This window comes from Sphingomonas sp. 1185 (assembly GCF_040544655.1).
Taxonomy (GTDB): domain Bacteria; phylum Pseudomonadota; class Alphaproteobacteria; order Sphingomonadales; family Sphingomonadaceae; genus Sphingomonas.
The window spans coordinates 20358-36109 of the sequence record NZ_JBEPKL010000037.1; the positions used below are offsets into that span (position 1 = coordinate 20358).

21 protein-coding genes and 1 other RNA gene are annotated in these 15752 nt (G+C 66.5%); 16 read left to right on the top strand and 6 right to left on the bottom strand.

All coding sequences use genetic code 11. The features are described from left to right. Positions 1 to 228 precede the first annotated feature (228 nt). Positions 229 to 1773 (top strand): putative bifunctional diguanylate cyclase/phosphodiesterase, encoded by a 1545-nt coding sequence (locus ABIC44_RS17840; RefSeq protein ID WP_354296787.1) that lies wholly within the window; start codon positions 229 to 231, stop codon positions 1771 to 1773. On the opposite strand, the gene ABIC44_RS17845 is transcribed toward ABIC44_RS17840, so the two are convergent. Then, positions 1748 to 2323 carry a DUF924 family protein gene (locus ABIC44_RS17845; protein ID WP_354296788.1) on the bottom strand — a complete coding sequence of 192 codons (576 nt, stop codon included), beginning with the start codon at positions 2321 to 2323 and terminating at the stop codon, positions 1748 to 1750. The genes ABIC44_RS17840 and ABIC44_RS17845 overlap by 26 nt on opposite strands. Between ABIC44_RS17845 and mtaB the strand changes: the two genes are divergently transcribed. Genes mtaB through ABIC44_RS17860 form a run of 3 tightly spaced genes read left to right on the top strand, consistent with a single transcriptional unit; the run spans position 2322 to position 5109 of the window. Continuing rightward, positions 2322 to 3566 carry a tRNA (N(6)-L-threonylcarbamoyladenosine(37)-C(2))-methylthiotransferase MtaB gene (mtaB, locus tag ABIC44_RS17850; RefSeq protein WP_354296789.1) on the top strand — a complete coding sequence of 415 codons (1245 nt, stop codon included), beginning with the start codon at positions 2322 to 2324 and terminating at the stop codon, positions 3564 to 3566. The genes ABIC44_RS17845 and mtaB overlap by 2 nt on opposite strands. Next, positions 3563 to 4498, top strand: a complete 936-nt coding sequence (ftsY, locus tag ABIC44_RS17855; RefSeq protein ID WP_309696552.1) for a signal recognition particle-docking protein FtsY — start codon at positions 3563 to 3565, stop codon at positions 4496 to 4498. Before mtaB ends, ftsY begins: the two co-directional genes overlap by 4 nt. Further along, positions 4495 to 5109, top strand: coding sequence for a septation protein A (locus ABIC44_RS17860; RefSeq protein ID WP_354296790.1), 615 nt, complete (start codon positions 4495 to 4497; stop codon positions 5107 to 5109). Before ftsY ends, ABIC44_RS17860 begins: the two co-directional genes overlap by 4 nt. Positions 5110 to 5379: 270 nt before the next feature. Here the strand turns inward: ABIC44_RS17860 and ABIC44_RS17865 are convergent, their stop codons facing one another. Together ABIC44_RS17865 and pspF are read right to left on the bottom strand one after the other, a co-directional pair. Continuing rightward, positions 5380 to 5991, bottom strand: coding sequence for a superoxide dismutase (locus tag ABIC44_RS17865; RefSeq protein WP_354296791.1), 612 nt, complete (start codon positions 5989 to 5991; stop codon positions 5380 to 5382). 66 nt (positions 5992 to 6057) lie between these two features. Beyond that, complete coding sequence (gene pspF, locus ABIC44_RS17870; RefSeq protein WP_309701660.1) at positions 6058 to 7104, bottom strand: phage shock protein operon transcriptional activator; 1047 nt, start codon at positions 7102 to 7104, stop codon at positions 6058 to 6060. A 175-nt stretch (positions 7105 to 7279) separates the two neighbouring features. Between pspF and ABIC44_RS17875 the strand changes: the two genes are divergently transcribed. From ABIC44_RS17875 to ABIC44_RS17915, 9 genes are all read left to right on the top strand, one after another. Next, positions 7280 to 7426 carry a hypothetical protein gene (locus ABIC44_RS17875; RefSeq protein ID WP_307099942.1) on the top strand — a complete coding sequence of 49 codons (147 nt, stop codon included), beginning with the start codon at positions 7280 to 7282 and terminating at the stop codon, positions 7424 to 7426. Between the two features lie 29 nt (positions 7427 to 7455). Continuing rightward, positions 7456 to 8124, top strand: coding sequence for a phage shock protein PspA (gene pspA, locus ABIC44_RS17880; RefSeq protein WP_307099944.1), 669 nt, complete (start codon positions 7456 to 7458; stop codon positions 8122 to 8124). A 1-nt stretch (position 8125) separates the two neighbouring features. Further along, positions 8126 to 8419, top strand: a complete 294-nt coding sequence (gene pspB, locus ABIC44_RS17885; protein WP_354296792.1) for an envelope stress response membrane protein PspB — start codon at positions 8126 to 8128, stop codon at positions 8417 to 8419. A gap of 1 nt (position 8420) precedes the next feature. Beyond that, entirely contained in the window at positions 8421 to 8804 is a 384-nt protein-coding gene (gene pspC / locus ABIC44_RS17890) for an envelope stress response membrane protein PspC (protein ID WP_307099947.1), read from the top strand. Positions 8805 to 8844: 40 nt separating this feature from the next. After that, a complete protein-coding gene (locus ABIC44_RS17895; RefSeq protein ID WP_307099949.1) occupies positions 8845 to 9141 on the top strand; it encodes a hypothetical protein in 297 nt (98 codons plus the stop codon). Between the two features lie 13 nt (positions 9142 to 9154). Beyond that, entirely contained in the window at positions 9155 to 9454 is a 300-nt protein-coding gene (locus tag ABIC44_RS17900) for a hypothetical protein (protein ID WP_354296793.1), read from the top strand. 27 nt (positions 9455 to 9481) lie between these two features. Then, positions 9482 to 9739 (top strand): hypothetical protein, encoded by a 258-nt coding sequence (locus tag ABIC44_RS17905; protein WP_307099954.1) that lies wholly within the window; start codon positions 9482 to 9484, stop codon positions 9737 to 9739. Positions 9740 to 9772: 33 nt separating this feature from the next. Further along, entirely contained in the window at positions 9773 to 10012 is a 240-nt protein-coding gene (locus ABIC44_RS17910) for a hypothetical protein (protein ID WP_307099956.1), read from the top strand. A gap of 106 nt (positions 10013 to 10118) precedes the next feature. Beyond that, a complete protein-coding gene (locus ABIC44_RS17915; protein WP_307099959.1) occupies positions 10119 to 10520 on the top strand; it encodes a SufE family protein in 402 nt (133 codons plus the stop codon). 243 nt (positions 10521 to 10763) lie between these two features. Here ABIC44_RS17915 and ABIC44_RS17920 read toward each other — a convergent pair whose 3' ends face one another. Then, a complete protein-coding gene (locus tag ABIC44_RS17920) occupies positions 10764 to 11054 on the bottom strand; it encodes a (2Fe-2S) ferredoxin domain-containing protein (RefSeq protein ID WP_354296794.1) in 291 nt (96 codons plus the stop codon). Further along, the gene (locus ABIC44_RS17925) at positions 11051 to 11590 is read right to left on the bottom strand and encodes a J domain-containing protein (protein WP_307099963.1); all 540 of its coding nucleotides are present in this window, start codon (positions 11588 to 11590) and stop codon (positions 11051 to 11053) included. The genes ABIC44_RS17920 and ABIC44_RS17925 overlap by 4 nt, the downstream gene beginning before the upstream one ends. 184 nt (positions 11591 to 11774) lie before the next feature. Here ABIC44_RS17925 and ABIC44_RS17930 point away from each other — a divergent pair, with 184 nt between their 5' ends. The 3 genes from ABIC44_RS17930 (at position 11775) to ABIC44_RS17940 (ending at position 15128) form a co-directional block, all read left to right on the top strand. Further along, positions 11775 to 13355, top strand: coding sequence for a SulP family inorganic anion transporter (locus ABIC44_RS17930; RefSeq protein ID WP_354296795.1), 1581 nt, complete (start codon positions 11775 to 11777; stop codon positions 13353 to 13355). After that, positions 13352 to 13990: a carbonic anhydrase gene (locus ABIC44_RS17935; RefSeq protein WP_354296796.1), complete on the top strand. Its 639-nt coding sequence runs from the start codon at positions 13352 to 13354 to the stop codon at positions 13988 to 13990. The genes ABIC44_RS17930 and ABIC44_RS17935 overlap by 4 nt, the downstream gene beginning before the upstream one ends. A 61-nt stretch (positions 13991 to 14051) precedes the next feature. Then, a complete protein-coding gene (locus ABIC44_RS17940; protein WP_354296797.1) occupies positions 14052 to 15128 on the top strand; it encodes a hypothetical protein in 1077 nt (358 codons plus the stop codon). 20 nt (positions 15129 to 15148) lie between these two features. Here ABIC44_RS17940 and rnpB read toward each other — a convergent pair. Then, positions 15149 to 15530: RNase P RNA component class A (gene rnpB, locus ABIC44_RS17945), an RNA gene on the bottom strand. Positions 15531 to 15752: the final 222 nt, after the last annotated feature.

The following is a 15752-nucleotide window of genomic DNA, read 5'->3' on the forward strand; positions in this document are numbered from 1 at the left end:
TACGCCGGTCCGGGGACCGGGGCTCAAACACCAACGCCGCCCGTCCAAACGCAAAAGCGCCGGCGGGCGAAACCTCGCCGGCCAGCGTGCACCCTTGGGCGCTTCTCTTCACGTTCCGCGACGGAACTTCGGCGGGGTCCTTATGGCAAAAGCCGGAGGCGCGCAAGCCATGGTCGCCACATCGCGGCGTTAACCTGTTGTACACTCCTTACATGCGAACCATTCGCCATGCGGGGTCCGTCCGACATCACAGCCAAGCCGATCGCCTCGACGCGGTTCTTCGCCATGGCCGTGGCGGGTGGCGCGCTGCTGGTCGCGATCGCCATCCTGCTGATCGAATTCGGCCATGACACCCCGGCCAAGATCGTGCTGTTCGCCGCCGCGATCGCGCTGACCATCGTCTATTGGCGCCTGCCCGCCAGGCGTCCGAACCGGACGAGTGTGCCGGACCAGCACGACCCGCTGACCGGACTGGCCAACCGCCCCTTCTTCCACGACGCCGGGCAGCGGATGATCGCGACGGCGTATCGGCGCCAGCGCGGAGTCGCGCTGCTCCTGCTCGACATCGACCGGTTCCGCGCCATCGCCAGCTCCTTCGGCCATGAAGCGGGCGACGCCCTGCTCCAGCATGTCGCCAAGGTCCTGCGCGACGAGGCCCCGTCCGAGGCGATAGTGGCGCGGTTCGAGGGCGACTGTTTCGGCTGTCTCATACCCGTCGCGCCGCGTGGCCGCGACCGGATCGACAGGTTGGCCGAGCGGCTCGCGATCCGCCTGGGCCAGCCCGTCCGGCTGACCGACCAGGAACTCGCCCCCCGCGCCGCGATCGCCATGGCGCAGGTCGAAGGGATGTCGGCGACGATCGACCAGCTGGTGCGCAAGGCCGATCTCGCGCTGATCGCCGCCAAGACGCGCGGAGACGGCAAGCCCCTATGGTTCGACCCCGCGATGGAAAGCGCGATGGCCGAACGCAACGCGATCATCGCCGACCTGCGCATCGCGCTGGCGCACAACCACATCTGCCCGCGTTTCGAGGCGCAGGTCGATCTGGGCACCGCGCGCCTGACCGGGTTCGAGGTGTCGGGCCATTGGGATCATCCGACGCTGGGCTGTATCTCGGCCGACCGCTTCATGCCGGTCGCCGAGGCGTGCGGCCTGTCGGGCGAGGTCTCGCTGGCGCTGATGCGACAGGCCATGGCCAGCGCGCGCGACTGGGACCCGTCGCTGACCCTGTCCTTCCCGCTGGCCGCCTCGCAGTTCCAGGACGCCTGGCTGGCACAGAAGGTCATCAAGACGCTGACCGAATGCGGCTTTCCCGCGCATCGGCTGGAGATCGAGATCACCGAGCATGCGCTGTTCGCCAATATGGCGCTGGCCCAGACGATCGTGCTCAGCCTGAAGAACCAGGGTATCGCCCTGGCGCTCGACGCGTTCGGCAGCGGCTATTCCAGCCTCGCCCATCTGCGCGCGCTGCCCTTCGACCGGGTGCGGATCGACCCCGACTTCATCCGCAACATGATCGCCGACCCCGATTGCAGCGCGATCGTGACCGCCATCGTCCAACTGGGCGACAGCCTGCACCTGCCGATCGCGGCCAAGGGGCTGCGCGACGCCGGCACCGAGGAGCGGCTGCGCGAGATCGGCTGCGCGCATGGCCAGGGGCCGCTTTACGGCCCGCCGCTCGATCTGGCGCAGGTGCGCCAGTTGCTGGCGGAGAAGCGGCTGCTGGCCGGCATCGCCGCCAGCGCCCCTACCAGCCCGCGTCTGGCTGGCTGAGATAATCGCGCTCCGCCTCGGTCGTCGCCCGGCCGAGCGCCTCGTTCCGACTGGGATAGCGGCCATAGCGCCGGATGACGTCGCGGTGATCCCGCGCGAAGGCGAGATTGGTCTCGCGCCCCAGCTCGGTGAACTTGGCGACGCTCAAATCCTGCATCGCGCGCGATTCGGCATGCATCAGCGGCATATAGACGAACGCCAGGCGTTCGGCCGGATAACGATCCTCCCACCCCGTATCGATCGCGGTCAGGCACAGGTCGAGCGCCAGCGGATCGGCGGCAAAGGCCTGGGCAGAACCCCGATGCAGATTGCGCGAAAACTGGTCGAGCAACAGGATCGCGGCCAGCAGCGTATCGGGATCGTCGCGCCAGCCGATCGCCTCGGTCGCCAGCACCCGGTCGCGCAATGCCCCGAAGCGTTCGGCGATGATCCGGTCGAGTTCATCGTCCTTCGCGAAATGCTTCTCGGGCGGCAGAGCGAACCAGAAGTCGAGAATGTCCTGCGTCTCCGCGTGGACACGTGCCTCATCCATCCCTAGATCGGCCATCATGTCGTCCCTCCCTGGGCCCGAGATCATCAGTCTGGGCTGTCGCCTCAACATCGCCGAAAGCGAAACGATCCGCGCGCTCGCCGCTGGTCGGGGGGACATGGTCGTCGTCAATAGCTGTGCCGTCACCAACGAAGCCGTCAAGCAGACCCGCGCCGCGATCCGCCGCGCGGCCAAGGCGCGGCCCGATGCGCAGATCGTGGTCACGGGATGCGCGGCGCAGATCGACCCCGCCAGCTTCGCCGCCATGCCCGAGGTGGCGCGCGTGCTGGGCAATGCCGACAAGCTGCGCCCCGAAAGCTGGGCCTCGGCCGAACCCATGCTGGTCGCCGACCTGTCGCGGGTGGTCGAGACCGCGCCGCATCTGGCCGCCGCCTTTGCGGGCCATGCGCGGGCGTTCGTGGAGGTTCAGAATGGCTGCGACCATGCCTGTACCTTCTGCATCATCCCGACCGGGCGCGGTCCCAGCCGCTCGGTGCCCGCCGGGCTGGTGATCGAACGCATCGCGCGCGCGGTCGAACTGGGGCACCGGGAGGTCGTTCTGACCGGGGTCGATCTGACCAGCTATGGCCATGACCTGCCCGGCCAGCCCAGCCTAGGCCTGCTGGTCGAACGCATCCTGACCCATGTCCCCACCCTGCCCCGGCTGCGCCTGTCCTCGCTCGATTCGATCGAGATCGACGATAGGCTGTTCGATCTGGTAACCGGCGAGGCGCGGGTGATGCCGCATCTCCATTTGTCGCTCCAGGCGGGCAACGACCTGATCCTCAAGCGGATGAAGCGCCGCCACAGCCGCGCACAATCGGTGGCGATCGTCGAGCGGCTACTGACCGCGCGGCCCGACATCGCGATCGGCGCGGACCTGATCGCGGGCTTCCCGACCGAGGACGAGGCGATGGCGGCGGATACACTGGCGCTGATCGACGATTGTCGGATCGTCCATGCGCATATCTTCCCCTATTCGGCGCGCGACGGCACCCCTGCCGCGCGGATGCCGCAAGTGCCCCACCCGCTGCGCCGCGAACGCGCCGCCAAGCTTCGCGAAGCCGCCGCGCGCCGCCGCCGCGACTGGCTGGCGCGCCAGGTCGGTGCGACCCGCGACGTTCTGGTCGAGCGGCCGGGCACGCGCGGCCATGCGCCCGACTTCGCCGACATCCATTTTTCCCCCGCCGCCGAACCGGGCAGCATCGCCCGCGTTCGGGTCACGGCGGCGACCGAAACCCATCTGATCGGACAATTGGCATGAGTTCTTCCTCCTCCTGGCACGAAAAGCTGCTCGGCGGTTTCCGTCGCACCTCGGACCGGCTGGTCGGCAATCTCGCCGGGCTCGGCACCGCACGGCTCGACGAGGAGACACTGGACGAGATCGAGGAAGCGCTGATCGCCTCCGATCTCGGCCCCGAAACGGCGGGCCATATCCGCAACCGGCTGGCCGATGGCAGCTTCGAGCGGAATATGGAGGACCTCGGCATCCGCCTGGTCGTCGCCGAGGAGGTGGAAAAGGCGCTGGCCAAGGTCGCCACGCCCCTGGAGATCGACGCCTTTCCCCGTCCGCAGGTGATCCTGGTCATCGGCGTCAACGGGTCGGGCAAGACGACGACCATCGCCAAGCTGGCGCATCTGTTCATGGAGCAGGATTACGGCGTGATGCTGGCGGCGGGCGACACCTTCCGCGCCGCCGCCATCGGCCAGCTCGCCACCTGGGCCGAGCGGGTCGGCGTGCCGATCGTGTCGGGCAAGGAAGGCGGCGACGCGGCCAGCATCGTCTATGAGGCGGTGAAGCAGGCGACCGCGACCGGCATCGACGTGCTGATCGTCGACACCGCCGGGCGGCTCCAGAACAAGCGCGAGCTGATGGACGAGCTGTCCAAGATCCGCCGCGTGCTCGGCCGCCTCAACCCCGAGGCGCCGCATGACATCCTGCTGGTCCTCGACGCGACCACGGGCCAGAACGCGCTCAACCAGATCGAGGTGTTCAAGGACGTGGCGGGCGTCACCGGGCTGGTCATGACCAAGCTGGACGGCACCGCGCGCGGCGGCGTGCTGGTCGCGGCGGCGGAGAAATACGGCCTGCCCATCCATGCGATCGGCGTCGGCGAGGGCATGACCGATCTGCGCCCCTTCGACGCCAACGAGGTCAGCCGGATCATCGCAGGCATCGAGGGAGGCCGCAAATGAGCGCCCCCGAGAAGGAAGCGAGCGCCGGCCTGAAGGCAGGGATCGAATATGGCCCGCTGGTCCTGTTCTTCGCGGTCAATTTCCTGGCGCCGCTGGGGCCGCTGACCCGCGTATTGGTCGCCACCGGCGTCTTCATGGCGGCGACCGTGGTGTCGATGGTCATCAGCAAGGTGAAGCTGGGCCGCATCTCGCCGATGTTGTGGCTGTCGGGCGCGCTGGTGGTCGTGTTCGGCGGGCTGACCCTGTATTTCCACGACGAGCGCTTCATCAAGATGAAGCCGACCATCGTCTATGCGATGTTCTCGGCGATGCTGTTCTTCGGGCTGGCGACCGGGCGGCCGCTGATCCAGATGGTGCTGGGCAGCGTCTATTCGGGACTGACGCCCGAGGGCTGGCGCAAGCTGACCCGCAACTGGGCGATCTTCTTCGCCTTCATGGCGGTGCTGAACGAGGCGGTGTGGCGCAACTCGACCTGGGATTTCTGGGTCGGCTTCAAGCTGTGGGGCGCGATGCCGCTGACGCTGGGCTTTGCCGTCGCGAATATCCCGATGCTGTTGAAGCATGGGCTGAATGCCGACGCCGCCAAGGTGGACGAACCGCCGGTGGAGTGACGATCCTCCCCACTCCCGGCACGACCCCGGCGAAGGCCGGGGCCCAGTTGCGGTGAGGTGGGAGGCGCGGTCAGACTTCGCGTGGGAGGCAATGGCGGCCGGTGGCATTTGCCTCCCCCTCACCGCTCCAGCACAACCTCGACTTGGTGGAAACTGGGCCCCGGCCTTCGCCGGGGTGGAGCACATTTTCAGGGCACAGGAACCAAAACCAAAAAGGGCAGCCCCTCGCGGAGCCGCCCTTTCCCTTATCCGAACCGGATAGCCGCGAAATTACGCGACCGCCGCCTCGTACCGGCGACCGGCCTCGTCCCAGTTCACGACGTCCCACCAGGCCTTCAGATAGCCCGGACGGTCGTTCATATAGGTCAGGTAATAGGCGTGTTCCCACACGTCGTTCCCCAGGATCGGCGTGCCCTTGTCGGCGACGACGTCCATCAGGGGGTTGTCCTGGTTCGGGGTCGAGGTGACCTTCAGCTTGCCCTGGGCATCCGCGATCACCCAGGCCCAGCCCGAACCGAACTGGCCCGCGCCCTTGGTGTTGAACTCTTCCTTCAGCTTGTCGAGACCGCCGAACGCCTCGATCGCCTCGGCCAGCTTGCCCGAGGGCTGGGTCGTGCCGGGCTTGGTCATGATCTTCCAGAAGAAGTCATGGTTCCAGAAGCCGCCGCCATTGTTGCGGACGACCGCCGGGGCCGACGAGATGGTCGCCAGGATGTCCTCGATCGACTTGCCCTGGAGCGACGAGTCCGCCGCGACCGCCTCGTTCAGCTTGTTGGTGTAGGCGGCATGGTGCTTGTCGTGGTGGAAGGTCATCGTCTCCTTGGAGATGACCGGCTCCAGCGCGTCATAGTCGTACGGAAGGGGCGGCAGTTCGAAAGCCATCGTAAATGCTCCTTTGGGGTTTGCCTGTGGCAACGCCGGGCGTCTCAAATGGCTCCCCGAACGGAGTTACGCAACCGTTCCGATCAGATCATGGCGACGAAGCGCATGGCGAAGCTGGTCATAGGACAGTCCCAGCGACTCGGCGGTCGTCCGCTGGTTGAAGCGATTGTCGGCCAGCGCCTTGGTCAACAGCTCGCGCTCGAACCGCGCCACGCGCGACTTGAAGTCGGACGGACCGACCTCGCACGCCGCCACCTCGTCGCCGTCGTTGGGCGGCACAGGGGCGCTCCCCTGCCCCGCCCCCTCGCTTTTCGCGGCGGCGGGCGACTGGCCCTGCGGACGATAGGGCGAGCGGAAGGGGTCGATCTCGATCGCGTCCACCGGCCCCTCCCGGTCCCAGCGATAGACGGCGCGCTCCACCACGTTGCGGAGTTCGCGGACATTGCCGGGCCAGCGATGCTCCATCAGCGCATCGGTCGCCGCCGCCCCGAAACCCGGCCAGTCGTTCCAGCCGATCTCGGCCGCCATGCGCCGCCCGAAATGATTGGCCAGCACCATGATGTCGCTCTTGCGCGCACGCAGCGGCGGCAGCGTCACCACCTCGAAACACAGCCGGTCGAGCAGGTCGGCGCGGAACTGGTGCGCGGCGACCTTGTCGGGCAGATGCTCGTTGGTCGCGGCGACGATGCGGACATCGACCCGCAACGGCCGCGACGAGCCGATCCGCGTCACCTCGCCATATTCGACCGCGCGCAGCAGCCGGTCCTGCGCCGCCATCGACAGCGTGCCCAGTTCGTCCAGGAACAAAGTCCCGCCATTGGCCTCCTCGAACCGCCCCGCGCGCGCCTTGGTCGCGCCGGTGAAGGCGCCCGCCTCATGGCCGAACAATTCGGCCTCGATCAGCGACTCAGGCAGCGCGGCGCAGTTCATCACGACCAGCGGCTGGTCCCATCGCCCGCTCAGGCGGTGGAGACGCTCGGCGACCAGCTCCTTGCCGGTCCCGCGCTCGCCGATGACCAGCACGGGGCGGTCGAGCGCAGCGGCGCGGCTCGCCCGTTCCAGCGCATCCAGAAAGGCCCCCGACTGGCCGATGACCTGACTCGTTCGCTCCATTCCCAACAGGTGGCGGAATTTCCCAAGCCTTGGCAAGGGCGCAATCGTTGCCGCGCCGCAACTATTTCACAAAATGTTGATTTTACGCCATTTTTGAAATTGGCACGCACCCTGCAATGCTTCTGGCATCCCGCCACCGAGCGGACCGAAACAAAAAGATCAGGGAGTTTCCACCATGTTCGCCACCAACGTCACCCGCCAGATCGCCGCCATCGCCTGCACCGTCGTGATGAGCGCCACCTGCCTGATGGGCGCCCTCGCCCCCGCGCATGTCGCCACCGCCACGGCCCCGGTTGCAGCGATCGAGGCGCCGATCGCATAATCACGCATTCCGCCATCAAGGAGTATCCGATGGGCATTTTCTCCCGCACCCGCGACATCGTCGCCGCCAATTTCGCCGACCTGCTGGACAAGGCGGAAGACCCCGCGAAGATGATCCGCATGATCATCCTCGAAATGGAGGAAACGCTTGTCGAGGTGCGCGCCTCCGCCGCCCGCACGATCGCCGACCAGAAGGAAATCCGCCGCCACATCCTGAAGCTGGACCAGCTTCAGGACAGCTGGACCGAAAAGGCCGAGCTGGCGCTGTCGAAGGACCGCGAGGATCTGGCCAAGGCCGCGCTGATCGAGCGTCAGAAGGCCGCCGACATGGCCGACCAGCTGAAGGCCGAAGTCCAGGTGCTCGACGATGCGTTGCGCGCGTCGGAAGAGGATATCGCCAAGCTGCAGAACAAGCTGCGCGAGGCGCGGACCAAGCAGAATGCGGTCCAGACCCGTCTGGAAAGCGCCAACAACCGCTATCGCCTGCGCGAGATGTGGAACGGCCCCAAGACGCATGACGCGTTCAGCCGCTTCGACATCCTCGAGCGCAAGGTGGACGAGGCCGAGGGTCGCGCCGAGGCGCTGGGCCTGGGTGCCAGCCCGAAGACGCTGGAGGAGGAAATCGCCGAGCTGCGCGCCTCCGACCGGGTCGATGCCGAACTCGCCGCGCTCAAGGCGCGCCTGAACAAGGGAGAGTGAGATGGACGACGTCGCTGTCCCCTTCGTCCTGTTCGTCTCGCTGTTCGTCGCGCTGCCCTGGCTGATCCTGCACTATGTCACCAAGTGGAAGCAGGCGCCGAAGATCACCCATGAGGACGAGCAGCTGCTCGACGAGCTTCATATGCTCGCCCGGCGGCTCGAAGATCGGCTTCACACCGTCGAGCGGATCGTCGCCGCCGACAATCCCAACTTCAAACCCGGCCTGTCGCAGTCCGAATGGCGCTCCGAAAGCCGCCTCGGCCAGCACGACTACAGCCTCGATCGGAGGAATTGAGATGACCGCCAGCCGCACCAATTTCTACCTCGACAAGCAGAATGCCAAGTTCAAGGGCGTGTGCTCGGGCATCGCCGACTATACCGGCGTCGATGTGATGTGGGTCCGCGTCGCCGCGGTCCTGCTGACCATCACCGGGGTCGGCATGCCCTGGGTCCCGATCGCCTATATGCTGATCGCCTGGATGGCGAACGCCAAGCCGCTGGGCCTGTACCAGTCGGACGAGGACGCCAAGTTCTGGCAGGGCGTGCGCAGCAATCCGCGCCGCTCGACCGCCGAGGTCCGCTCGAAGTTCCGCGACATCGACCGCCGCCTCGCCGATATCGAACTGCATTACACCAGCCGCAACCGCCAGCTCGCCGACGAGATCGACAGCCTGCGCTGAGCCCGGCCTGCACATCAACTATCCTATGGGAGTATGGATTATGTCTTGGGGAGGACCGGGTTTCGTCCTGGCGATCATCGCGATGTCGACGATCGGTTGGGTCGTCACCACCTGGATCCGTGCCAAGCACGGGTACAGCCTGGACGGCGAATGGGGCGGCATGGTCGGCAAGACCGGCATGGCCGACGAACGCAAGGTCGAGCTGCTGACCGCCGAGAACCAGAAGCTGGTCGGCCAGGTCTCGCGCCTCGAGGAGCGGATCGCGGTGCTGGAGCGCATCGCCACCGACCCCGCCGAGCGGACCGCGCGCGAAATCGACGCGCTGCGCGATCGCTGAGGGAGAGCGGATCATGAAGGACATCGTTCCCGTCCTCGGCATTCTGATCCCGATCCTAGGCATCAGCTGCGGCCTGGTCGCCATCATCGGCGGCGTATTCCTGAAGCCCTGGTTCGCCTATCGCGAAAAGCGGCTGGCCACCGAAGCCTCGATGGTCGCGGAGAAGGCCGCGCAATATGCGGCCCAGACCGAGAAGCTGGAACAGCGGGTTCGGGTGCTGGAACGGATCGTCACCGATCGCGGCCTGACGCTGAGCGACGAGATAGACGGCCTGCGAGCACCGGGCGAAACGCCCGTCCGCATCGAACACTGACAACAAGAATAAAGGGGAGTTTCCGCCATGTCCGGATCACAGTTCATGGTCGTCATGATCGTCGCGATCGTCATGATCGCCAGCATCTTCAAATCCAAGCATCGCCGCTCGCCCGGCCTCGACATCGTCGAGCATCTACGCGGCGAAGGGGCCCGCGACACCCAGGCGCTGCGCGGCGAGATCCAGCAGCTCAAGGAGCGTATCCAGGTTCTGGAACGCGTCATCACCGACCAGCACAAGAGCATCGATCTCGACCGCGAGATCGAGCGCCTGCGCGACCGCTAATCCACCCATTGATACGGACAGGGAGCCCGGATCATGACCGACACCAATCTCTACATCGTGATCGCGACCGCAGGCCTTGCGGGGCTGGCGATGATCGTCACCGCAGGGCTGGCCGGATGGCGCGGCTGGTTGCAGCTGAAGAGCCGCGAGTTCGACCGCGCGCACGACATGCCCTACCCGCCCGCAAGCTCCGCTTCGTCGCGGATCGAGATGGCGGACCTGAAGGAACGCATCCGCAAGCTGGAAGCCATCGCGGCGGGCGTCGACCTGTAAGAAGGGGCGCGGGACAAGCGGGAATGGCCCTCCCCTTGCTCGTCCCACCACCGACCGGCGACCATCGGCTTGTCGTCGGCGCATGCACCGGGTAGCGGACATGGCCATGTCCGACCTTGCCGAAATCCGCGACGAATATGAATTCCTCGACGCCGACGATCGCTATCGCCTGCTGATCGATCTCGGCCGCGCGCTGGAGCCGATGCCCGAGGCGTTGAAGACCGACGCGACGCTGGTGCGGGGATGCTCGGCCTCGGTCTGGGTCTATCCGACCAAGGGCGATGGCGAAGGGCTGCACTTTCTGGCGGACTCGAACGCGGCGATCACCAAGGGGATCATCGCCCTCGTCCTCAAGACGGTGCAGGACCGGACGCCCGCCGACATCCTGGCGACCGATATCGAGGGCGAGCTGGCACCGTTCGACCTGAAGAACCAGCTGAGCTCCAACCGGACCCAGGGGATTCCGAACATGATCGCGCTGATCCGGGAGACGGCGGGGCGGTATTGAGGGTTTTACCCTTGGCCTTCGACTTCGCTCAGGCTGAACGGAGCGAAGGAATCGGGCCTATTACTAACGCCCGTTCAGCCTGAGCGTAGTCGAAGGCCACGCCCAAGCCTCTGGCCGCTCCCCTCCCGCAGGCGAGTTTCAAGTCGGTCATGCCCCCGGCATGACCTAAACGATGCGGGGCATCGTTTACCTGAAACTGGGATGGGGGAGGGCAAGGGGTCTCACCGAGCCCCCGCTAAGACCCTAAGCCCCCAGTCGTGCCGCGATCGCCTCGACATCCTCGTCCGGCGTCACCACCAGCCATTCGCCCGGACGCCGTCCGTCGACCAGCGTCACCGCATTCTTCGGACACAGCCCCAGGCATTTGGTCTCGATCACCCCGACCGAGGCCTTGCGCCCCTTGCCGAAGATCCGCCGCAGCGCCTTGGCCAGCGGGGTCTTGCCCTTGGGGCCGAAGCCACCGCCGACCTTTTTCGAGCATTTGCCGCAGATCAGGACCGTCGCTTCCCAATCCGCCTTGGCGCGGCGGATCATTCGGGCTTCCAGCTCCGCCGCTCCTCGGCGGCGCGCAGGACCTCATAGGCGGCCTGGACCTGCTGGAATTTCTTGGCCGCGTCGGGATCGTTGGGACGGATGTCGGGATGGTTGGCCTTGGCCAGCCCCCGCCAGGTCGCGCGGATCAGGTCGAACTCGGCATCCGCCTCCAGCCCCAGCGCCTCGAGCGCGCGCATCTCGTCGCGCGAGCGGGTGCCGTCGCCCGGCCCGGCCCAGGCCTGATGCTTGGACTGGGCATAGCCCGCGCTGGTCCGCCGTTCGGACGCCTCGCGCGCGGCGGCCTCCTCGGCGCTCAGCCCCTGAAAATAGTCCCAGCCGCGATTATACTCGGCGGCATGCGCCTCGCAGAAATACCAGCGGTCGGGGCTGTTGGGCGATTTGGGCGCAGGGCAATTGCCCGGCTGGTCGCAGCCATGCCGGTCGCAGATTCGCACAGGCTTGGCCTCCCGCGCCGCACCATAGCTGCGCCAGCGAGGAAAACCCCAGTCGTTGGATCGGGTAGAAGATCGCGCCACCCGGCCGATTTAGGCGAGTTGCGCAGCGGTGCAAGCATCGTGGCGCTGCTTTGCGTCATGCACGGCCAAAATCGCCGTGCGAAATGCTTGACCGTCCGACCACGGCTCGTTCATGACATGAACGTCATCATATGTTCACGTCCGTATCGGGCATATGCTGCACCCACTTATTCACGGAGCGATCGTGGCCGAGCGTCCTTCCTTCCTGGCCACCGCAAGAGCGGACGTGCCGGCCTCGATCGTGGTGGCGCTCGTCGCGCTGCCGCTATGTTTGGGCGTCGCCGTCGCCTCGGGCGCGCCGCCTTTCGCGGGCATGATCGCCGGGATCGTCGGCGGGCTGGTCGTCGGCTTCCTCTCCAAGTCGCCGCTGTCGGTCGCGGGGCCCGCCGCTGGCCTGACCGTGATCGTGTTCGAGGCGATCGAGCGGCTGCCCAGTTTCCAGGTCTTCCTGCTGGCGGTGGTGCTGGCGGGCGTCCTCCAGCTCGCCTTTTCCTTCACGCGGTCGGGCGTGCTGGCCGAATTCGTCCCCTCCTCGGTCATTACGGGCATGCTGGCGGCGATCGGCCTGATCCTGATCCTGAAGCAGATTCCCCATGCGATCGGCTATGACGGCGATTTCGAGGGCAGCTTCGAATATGCCAGCCGCGCGGGCGGCAACACCTTCACCGATCTCTGGTCCAGCGTCAGCCGCGACATCGCGCCCGGCGCGGTGCTGATCGGCGCGGTGTCGCTGGCCTTCCTGTTCTGGTGGGATCACGCCAAGCCCAAGCAGGGCCCGTTGCGCCTGCTCCCCGGTCCGCTGGTCGTGGTGGTGATCGGCGTGGTCGGCAACATGGTCCTGGGCGCGGTGCGGCCCGAATGGCAGCTGGCGGGCAGTCATCTGGTCCGCGTGCCGGTCGCAGGCAGCGCGTCGGAATTTGTCGGCCAGTTCCAGCTGCCCGATTTCTCCGCCATCGGCATGGGCGCGGTGTGGACCACCGCGATCACGCTGGCGATCGTCGCCAGCCTGGAATCGCTGCTCAGCGTCAAGGCGGTGGACGAACTCGATCCGCGCCGTCGCACCACCGACAAGAATTGGGAGCTGATGGCGCAGGGCGGCGGCAACATCGTCTCGGGCCTGCTCGGCGGCCTGCCCGTCACCTCGGTGATCGTGCGGTCCTCGGCCAATGTCGATTCGGGCGCGGAGAGCAAGCTGTCGACCATGCTGCACGCCACCTGGTTGCTGATCTCGGTCGCGCTGATCCCGGCGGTGCTCAACCTGATCCCGCTGGCCGCGCTCGCCGCCGTGCTGATCGCCACCGGCTACAAGCTGTGCAAGCCCAAGCTGTTCACCGAGCGGTACAAGCAGGGATGGAGCCAGTTCATCCCCTTCATCGTCACCATCCTGGCGATCCTGCGCACCGACCTGCTGATCGGGATCCTGATCGGCCTGACCGTCGGCTTCGTCTTCGTCGTGGCGCGCAATTTCCGCCCGGCGCTGACCTATGCCTATGACGATGGCGACTGCCTGATCCGCGCGCGGCGCAACCTGTACTTCATCCATAAGTATGAGCTGCAGAAGGCGCTGGCCAAGGTGCCGGACGGCGCCAATCTGCTGATCGACCTGTCCTCGACCTCCTATGTCGACCTGGACAATGTCGACATCATCAATGCCTTCATCAAGGGCGCCAATTATCGCGGGATCACCGTGATCGTGCGCAGCGACGTCGCCGAGCGGACCGCGCCGCTGATCAAGGCCCCGTCGACCGGAGTGCGCTACGCATGAGGGAATATAAGCAGCTGCTGCTCGCCAATAAGGCCTGGGCGACCGAACTGCTCGAGGAGAAGGTCGACTTCTTCCAGCGGCAGACCGTGGGGCAAAAGCCCGATTTCCTGTGGATCGGCTGTTCGGACAGCCGGGTGACGCCCGAGCAGATGACGATGACCCCGCCGGGGGGCATGTTCCTGCACCGCAACATCGCCAACCTCGTCCATGACGACGACCTGAACCTGTTGTCGGTCGTGCAATATGCGGTCGACGTGCTGAAGGTCCGCCATGTCATCCTGTGCGGCCATCATGGCTGTGGCGGGGTGCTGGCGACGCTGAAGGGCGGCACCGAGGGGCCGGTCGATCAATGGCTGGGCAATGCGCGCGACGTGCTCCACCGCCACCGCGACGAGATCGACGCGCAGCCCGACGAGGCGGCCAAGGTCAACCGGCTGGTCGAGGTCAATGTCATGGAGCAGCTGCGCCATCTCGCCCGGCTGGACACCATCCAGAAGGCCTTTGCCGAAAAGCGCGAGCTGTGGCTGCACGGCTGGGTCTACGACATTCGCGACGGGCATATCAAAACCCTGCTGGAGATCGACGCCGACACCGATCTCGACGGGCTGGAGCGGCCGGACAAGGTCCTGGTCTGACCGCGCTTGATCGCAGTCCGGGGAGCGCCTAGCCTCCGCGTCATCCATGGGGGAGGATGACATGCGGTTCTGGTATGGCGCGGCGCTGGCGGCGGCGATGGTGACGGGGACGGCCTCGGCGCGCGATCTGGCGGTTCCGGCCGACAAGGGCTGGATGCACGCCCAGACGCGGCTGATCGTCCGGTCCAGCGTCGCCGGGCTGAACCGGGTCGCGATCACCGACGCCACCACCACCGAGCATGACATCGCGGTCAAGCTGGAAAGCCCGGACAAGAGCGTCTTCGCCACGCTGTTCCTGTTCCACCCGGCGGTGCCCAGCGTGCCGCTATGGTTCGACCGCTCGCGCATCGCGATCGAGGAGCGCCGGAATTTCGACAAGGGCGCCCCCGCCAGCGCCGATCCAATCGCCTTCGCGCCGAGCGGCTCGGGCCCGGCAGTGGCGTTGCGCCAGAGCTGGTCGCTGCTCAGCAGCCCCTATCGCAGCACTTCGCTGGCGGTCATGCCGATCGGCGAATGGTTGCTGGTCGTGCGGCTGACCGCCGAGAAGCTGACCGCCAACGCGCTTGACGCCAGGATGGACGAGATGATCGCCGCGCTGAAGCCCGCTATCGCGACCACCCCCGCTTATCCGGGCCCGGCGGCGCCGGTCGCCCCTTGCGCGACGCAGACCGACTTCGCGCATCTGCCCAAGGCCAAGCTGGAAAAGTCGAGCAGTTCCAATCCGCTGTTCACCCTCCTGATGAACGCGGCCGTCATGGATCAGGCCGAAAAGGACAAGGCGAACCCCAAGGCCGAACCCGTCGCGCCGGCCGCCCCGCTCTGCCGCGACGGCATCGCCACGACCATGTTCGGGGTCTATCGCCGGGAGGGAGACGATAGCGACGGCTATATGATCGCGCTTGCCGATGCCGGGCGGACGGTCGACGTCTTTCCCGACCTGATGAGCCAGATCGAAAAGCGCAAGACCCGGTCGTACACGGTGCGGCTGAACGATGTCGACGCCAGCGCGAGCAGCTATCCCTCGTTCAACGCCCTGCCCCGCCCCGACCAGGTCGTCGACCTGATCGCCAAGGGCACGCCCACGGCCAAATCGCAGGGCAAGAATATCATCATCAATTCGAGCACGCTGGGCTCCTGATCGGGGCCCGTTCGCGAGGATCAGCCAGAGGGCCTGTAAGCCGGGTTCTGTCCACCGGCAAAGCCGGATGGGCGACCATTCTTCTAGGACGATGCTTGCACATCGCCTCAAGCAACCAACCCGGACAGCGGGTGGGAACACACCCCGACGCCCGAAGGCGCCATGCCATCCCTATTCGGTCTTGCTCCCGGTGGGGTTTGCCATGCCGTTTCCGTTACCGGACCCGCGGTGCGCTTTTACCGCACCCTTTCACCCTGACCTGGCCGAAGCCGTGGCCGTCTGCTCTCTGTGGCACTGTCCCTGGGGTCGCCCCCGCCGGGCGTTACCCGGCACCGTCGTTCCGTGGAGCCCGGACTTTCCTCGCCCCCGGTTTCCCGAGGCCGCGGCCGCCCGGCCCTCTGGCTGGGGGTGCGTGTAGCGGGAATGGGCGGGAGGGCAAGGGGTTTGTGGGCGGCGGCGGGGCGTGGCCTTCGACTTCGCTCAGGCTGAACGGCCCTTTGGATTGATGCCCAGGGCCGATCGCCATTCCGCGATGCCTTTCCCTCCCTCGCCCCTCGCAGAGGGGAGAGGGTTGCGCAGACTTGGTCTTTGCGAGAGCAAAGGCTTAGTCGGAGCTGGGTGAGG

Coding starts and splice junctions, on each gene's coding strand:
- ftsY (WP_309696552.1), top strand. CDS start 3,563: ATGAGTTCTTCCTCCTCCTGGCACGAAAAGCTGCTCGGCGGTTTCCGT.
- ABIC44_RS17910 (WP_307099956.1), top strand. CDS start 9,773: ATGACCGACACCAATCTCTACATCGTGATCGCGACCGCAGGCCTTGCG.
- ABIC44_RS17860 (WP_354296790.1), top strand. CDS start 4,495: ATGAGCGCCCCCGAGAAGGAAGCGAGCGCCGGCCTGAAGGCAGGGATC.
- ABIC44_RS17915 (WP_307099959.1), top strand. CDS start 10,119: ATGTCCGACCTTGCCGAAATCCGCGACGAATATGAATTCCTCGACGCC.
- ABIC44_RS17840 (WP_354296787.1), top strand. CDS start 229: ATGCGGGGTCCGTCCGACATCACAGCCAAGCCGATCGCCTCGACGCGG.
- ABIC44_RS17940 (WP_354296797.1), top strand. CDS start 14,052: ATGCGGTTCTGGTATGGCGCGGCGCTGGCGGCGGCGATGGTGACGGGG.
- ABIC44_RS17935 (WP_354296796.1), top strand. CDS start 13,352: ATGAGGGAATATAAGCAGCTGCTGCTCGCCAATAAGGCCTGGGCGACC.
- mtaB (WP_354296789.1), top strand. CDS start 2,322: ATGTCGTCCCTCCCTGGGCCCGAGATCATCAGTCTGGGCTGTCGCCTC.
- ABIC44_RS17900 (WP_354296793.1), top strand. CDS start 9,155: ATGAAGGACATCGTTCCCGTCCTCGGCATTCTGATCCCGATCCTAGGC.
- ABIC44_RS17895 (WP_307099949.1), top strand. CDS start 8,845: ATGTCTTGGGGAGGACCGGGTTTCGTCCTGGCGATCATCGCGATGTCG.
- ABIC44_RS17845 (WP_354296788.1), bottom strand. CDS start 2,323: ATGATGGCCGATCTAGGGATGGATGAGGCACGTGTCCACGCGGAGACG.
- pspB (WP_354296792.1), top strand. CDS start 8,126: ATGGACGACGTCGCTGTCCCCTTCGTCCTGTTCGTCTCGCTGTTCGTC.
- ABIC44_RS17865 (WP_354296791.1), bottom strand. CDS start 5,991: ATGGCTTTCGAACTGCCGCCCCTTCCGTACGACTATGACGCGCTGGAG.
- ABIC44_RS17905 (WP_307099954.1), top strand. CDS start 9,482: ATGTCCGGATCACAGTTCATGGTCGTCATGATCGTCGCGATCGTCATG.
- pspC (WP_307099947.1), top strand. CDS start 8,421: ATGACCGCCAGCCGCACCAATTTCTACCTCGACAAGCAGAATGCCAAG.
- pspF (WP_309701660.1), bottom strand. CDS start 7,104: ATGGAGCGAACGAGTCAGGTCATCGGCCAGTCGGGGGCCTTTCTGGAT.
- ABIC44_RS17920 (WP_354296794.1), bottom strand. CDS start 11,054: ATGATCCGCCGCGCCAAGGCGGATTGGGAAGCGACGGTCCTGATCTGC.
- pspA (WP_307099944.1), top strand. CDS start 7,456: ATGGGCATTTTCTCCCGCACCCGCGACATCGTCGCCGCCAATTTCGCC.
- ABIC44_RS17875 (WP_307099942.1), top strand. CDS start 7,280: ATGTTCGCCACCAACGTCACCCGCCAGATCGCCGCCATCGCCTGCACC.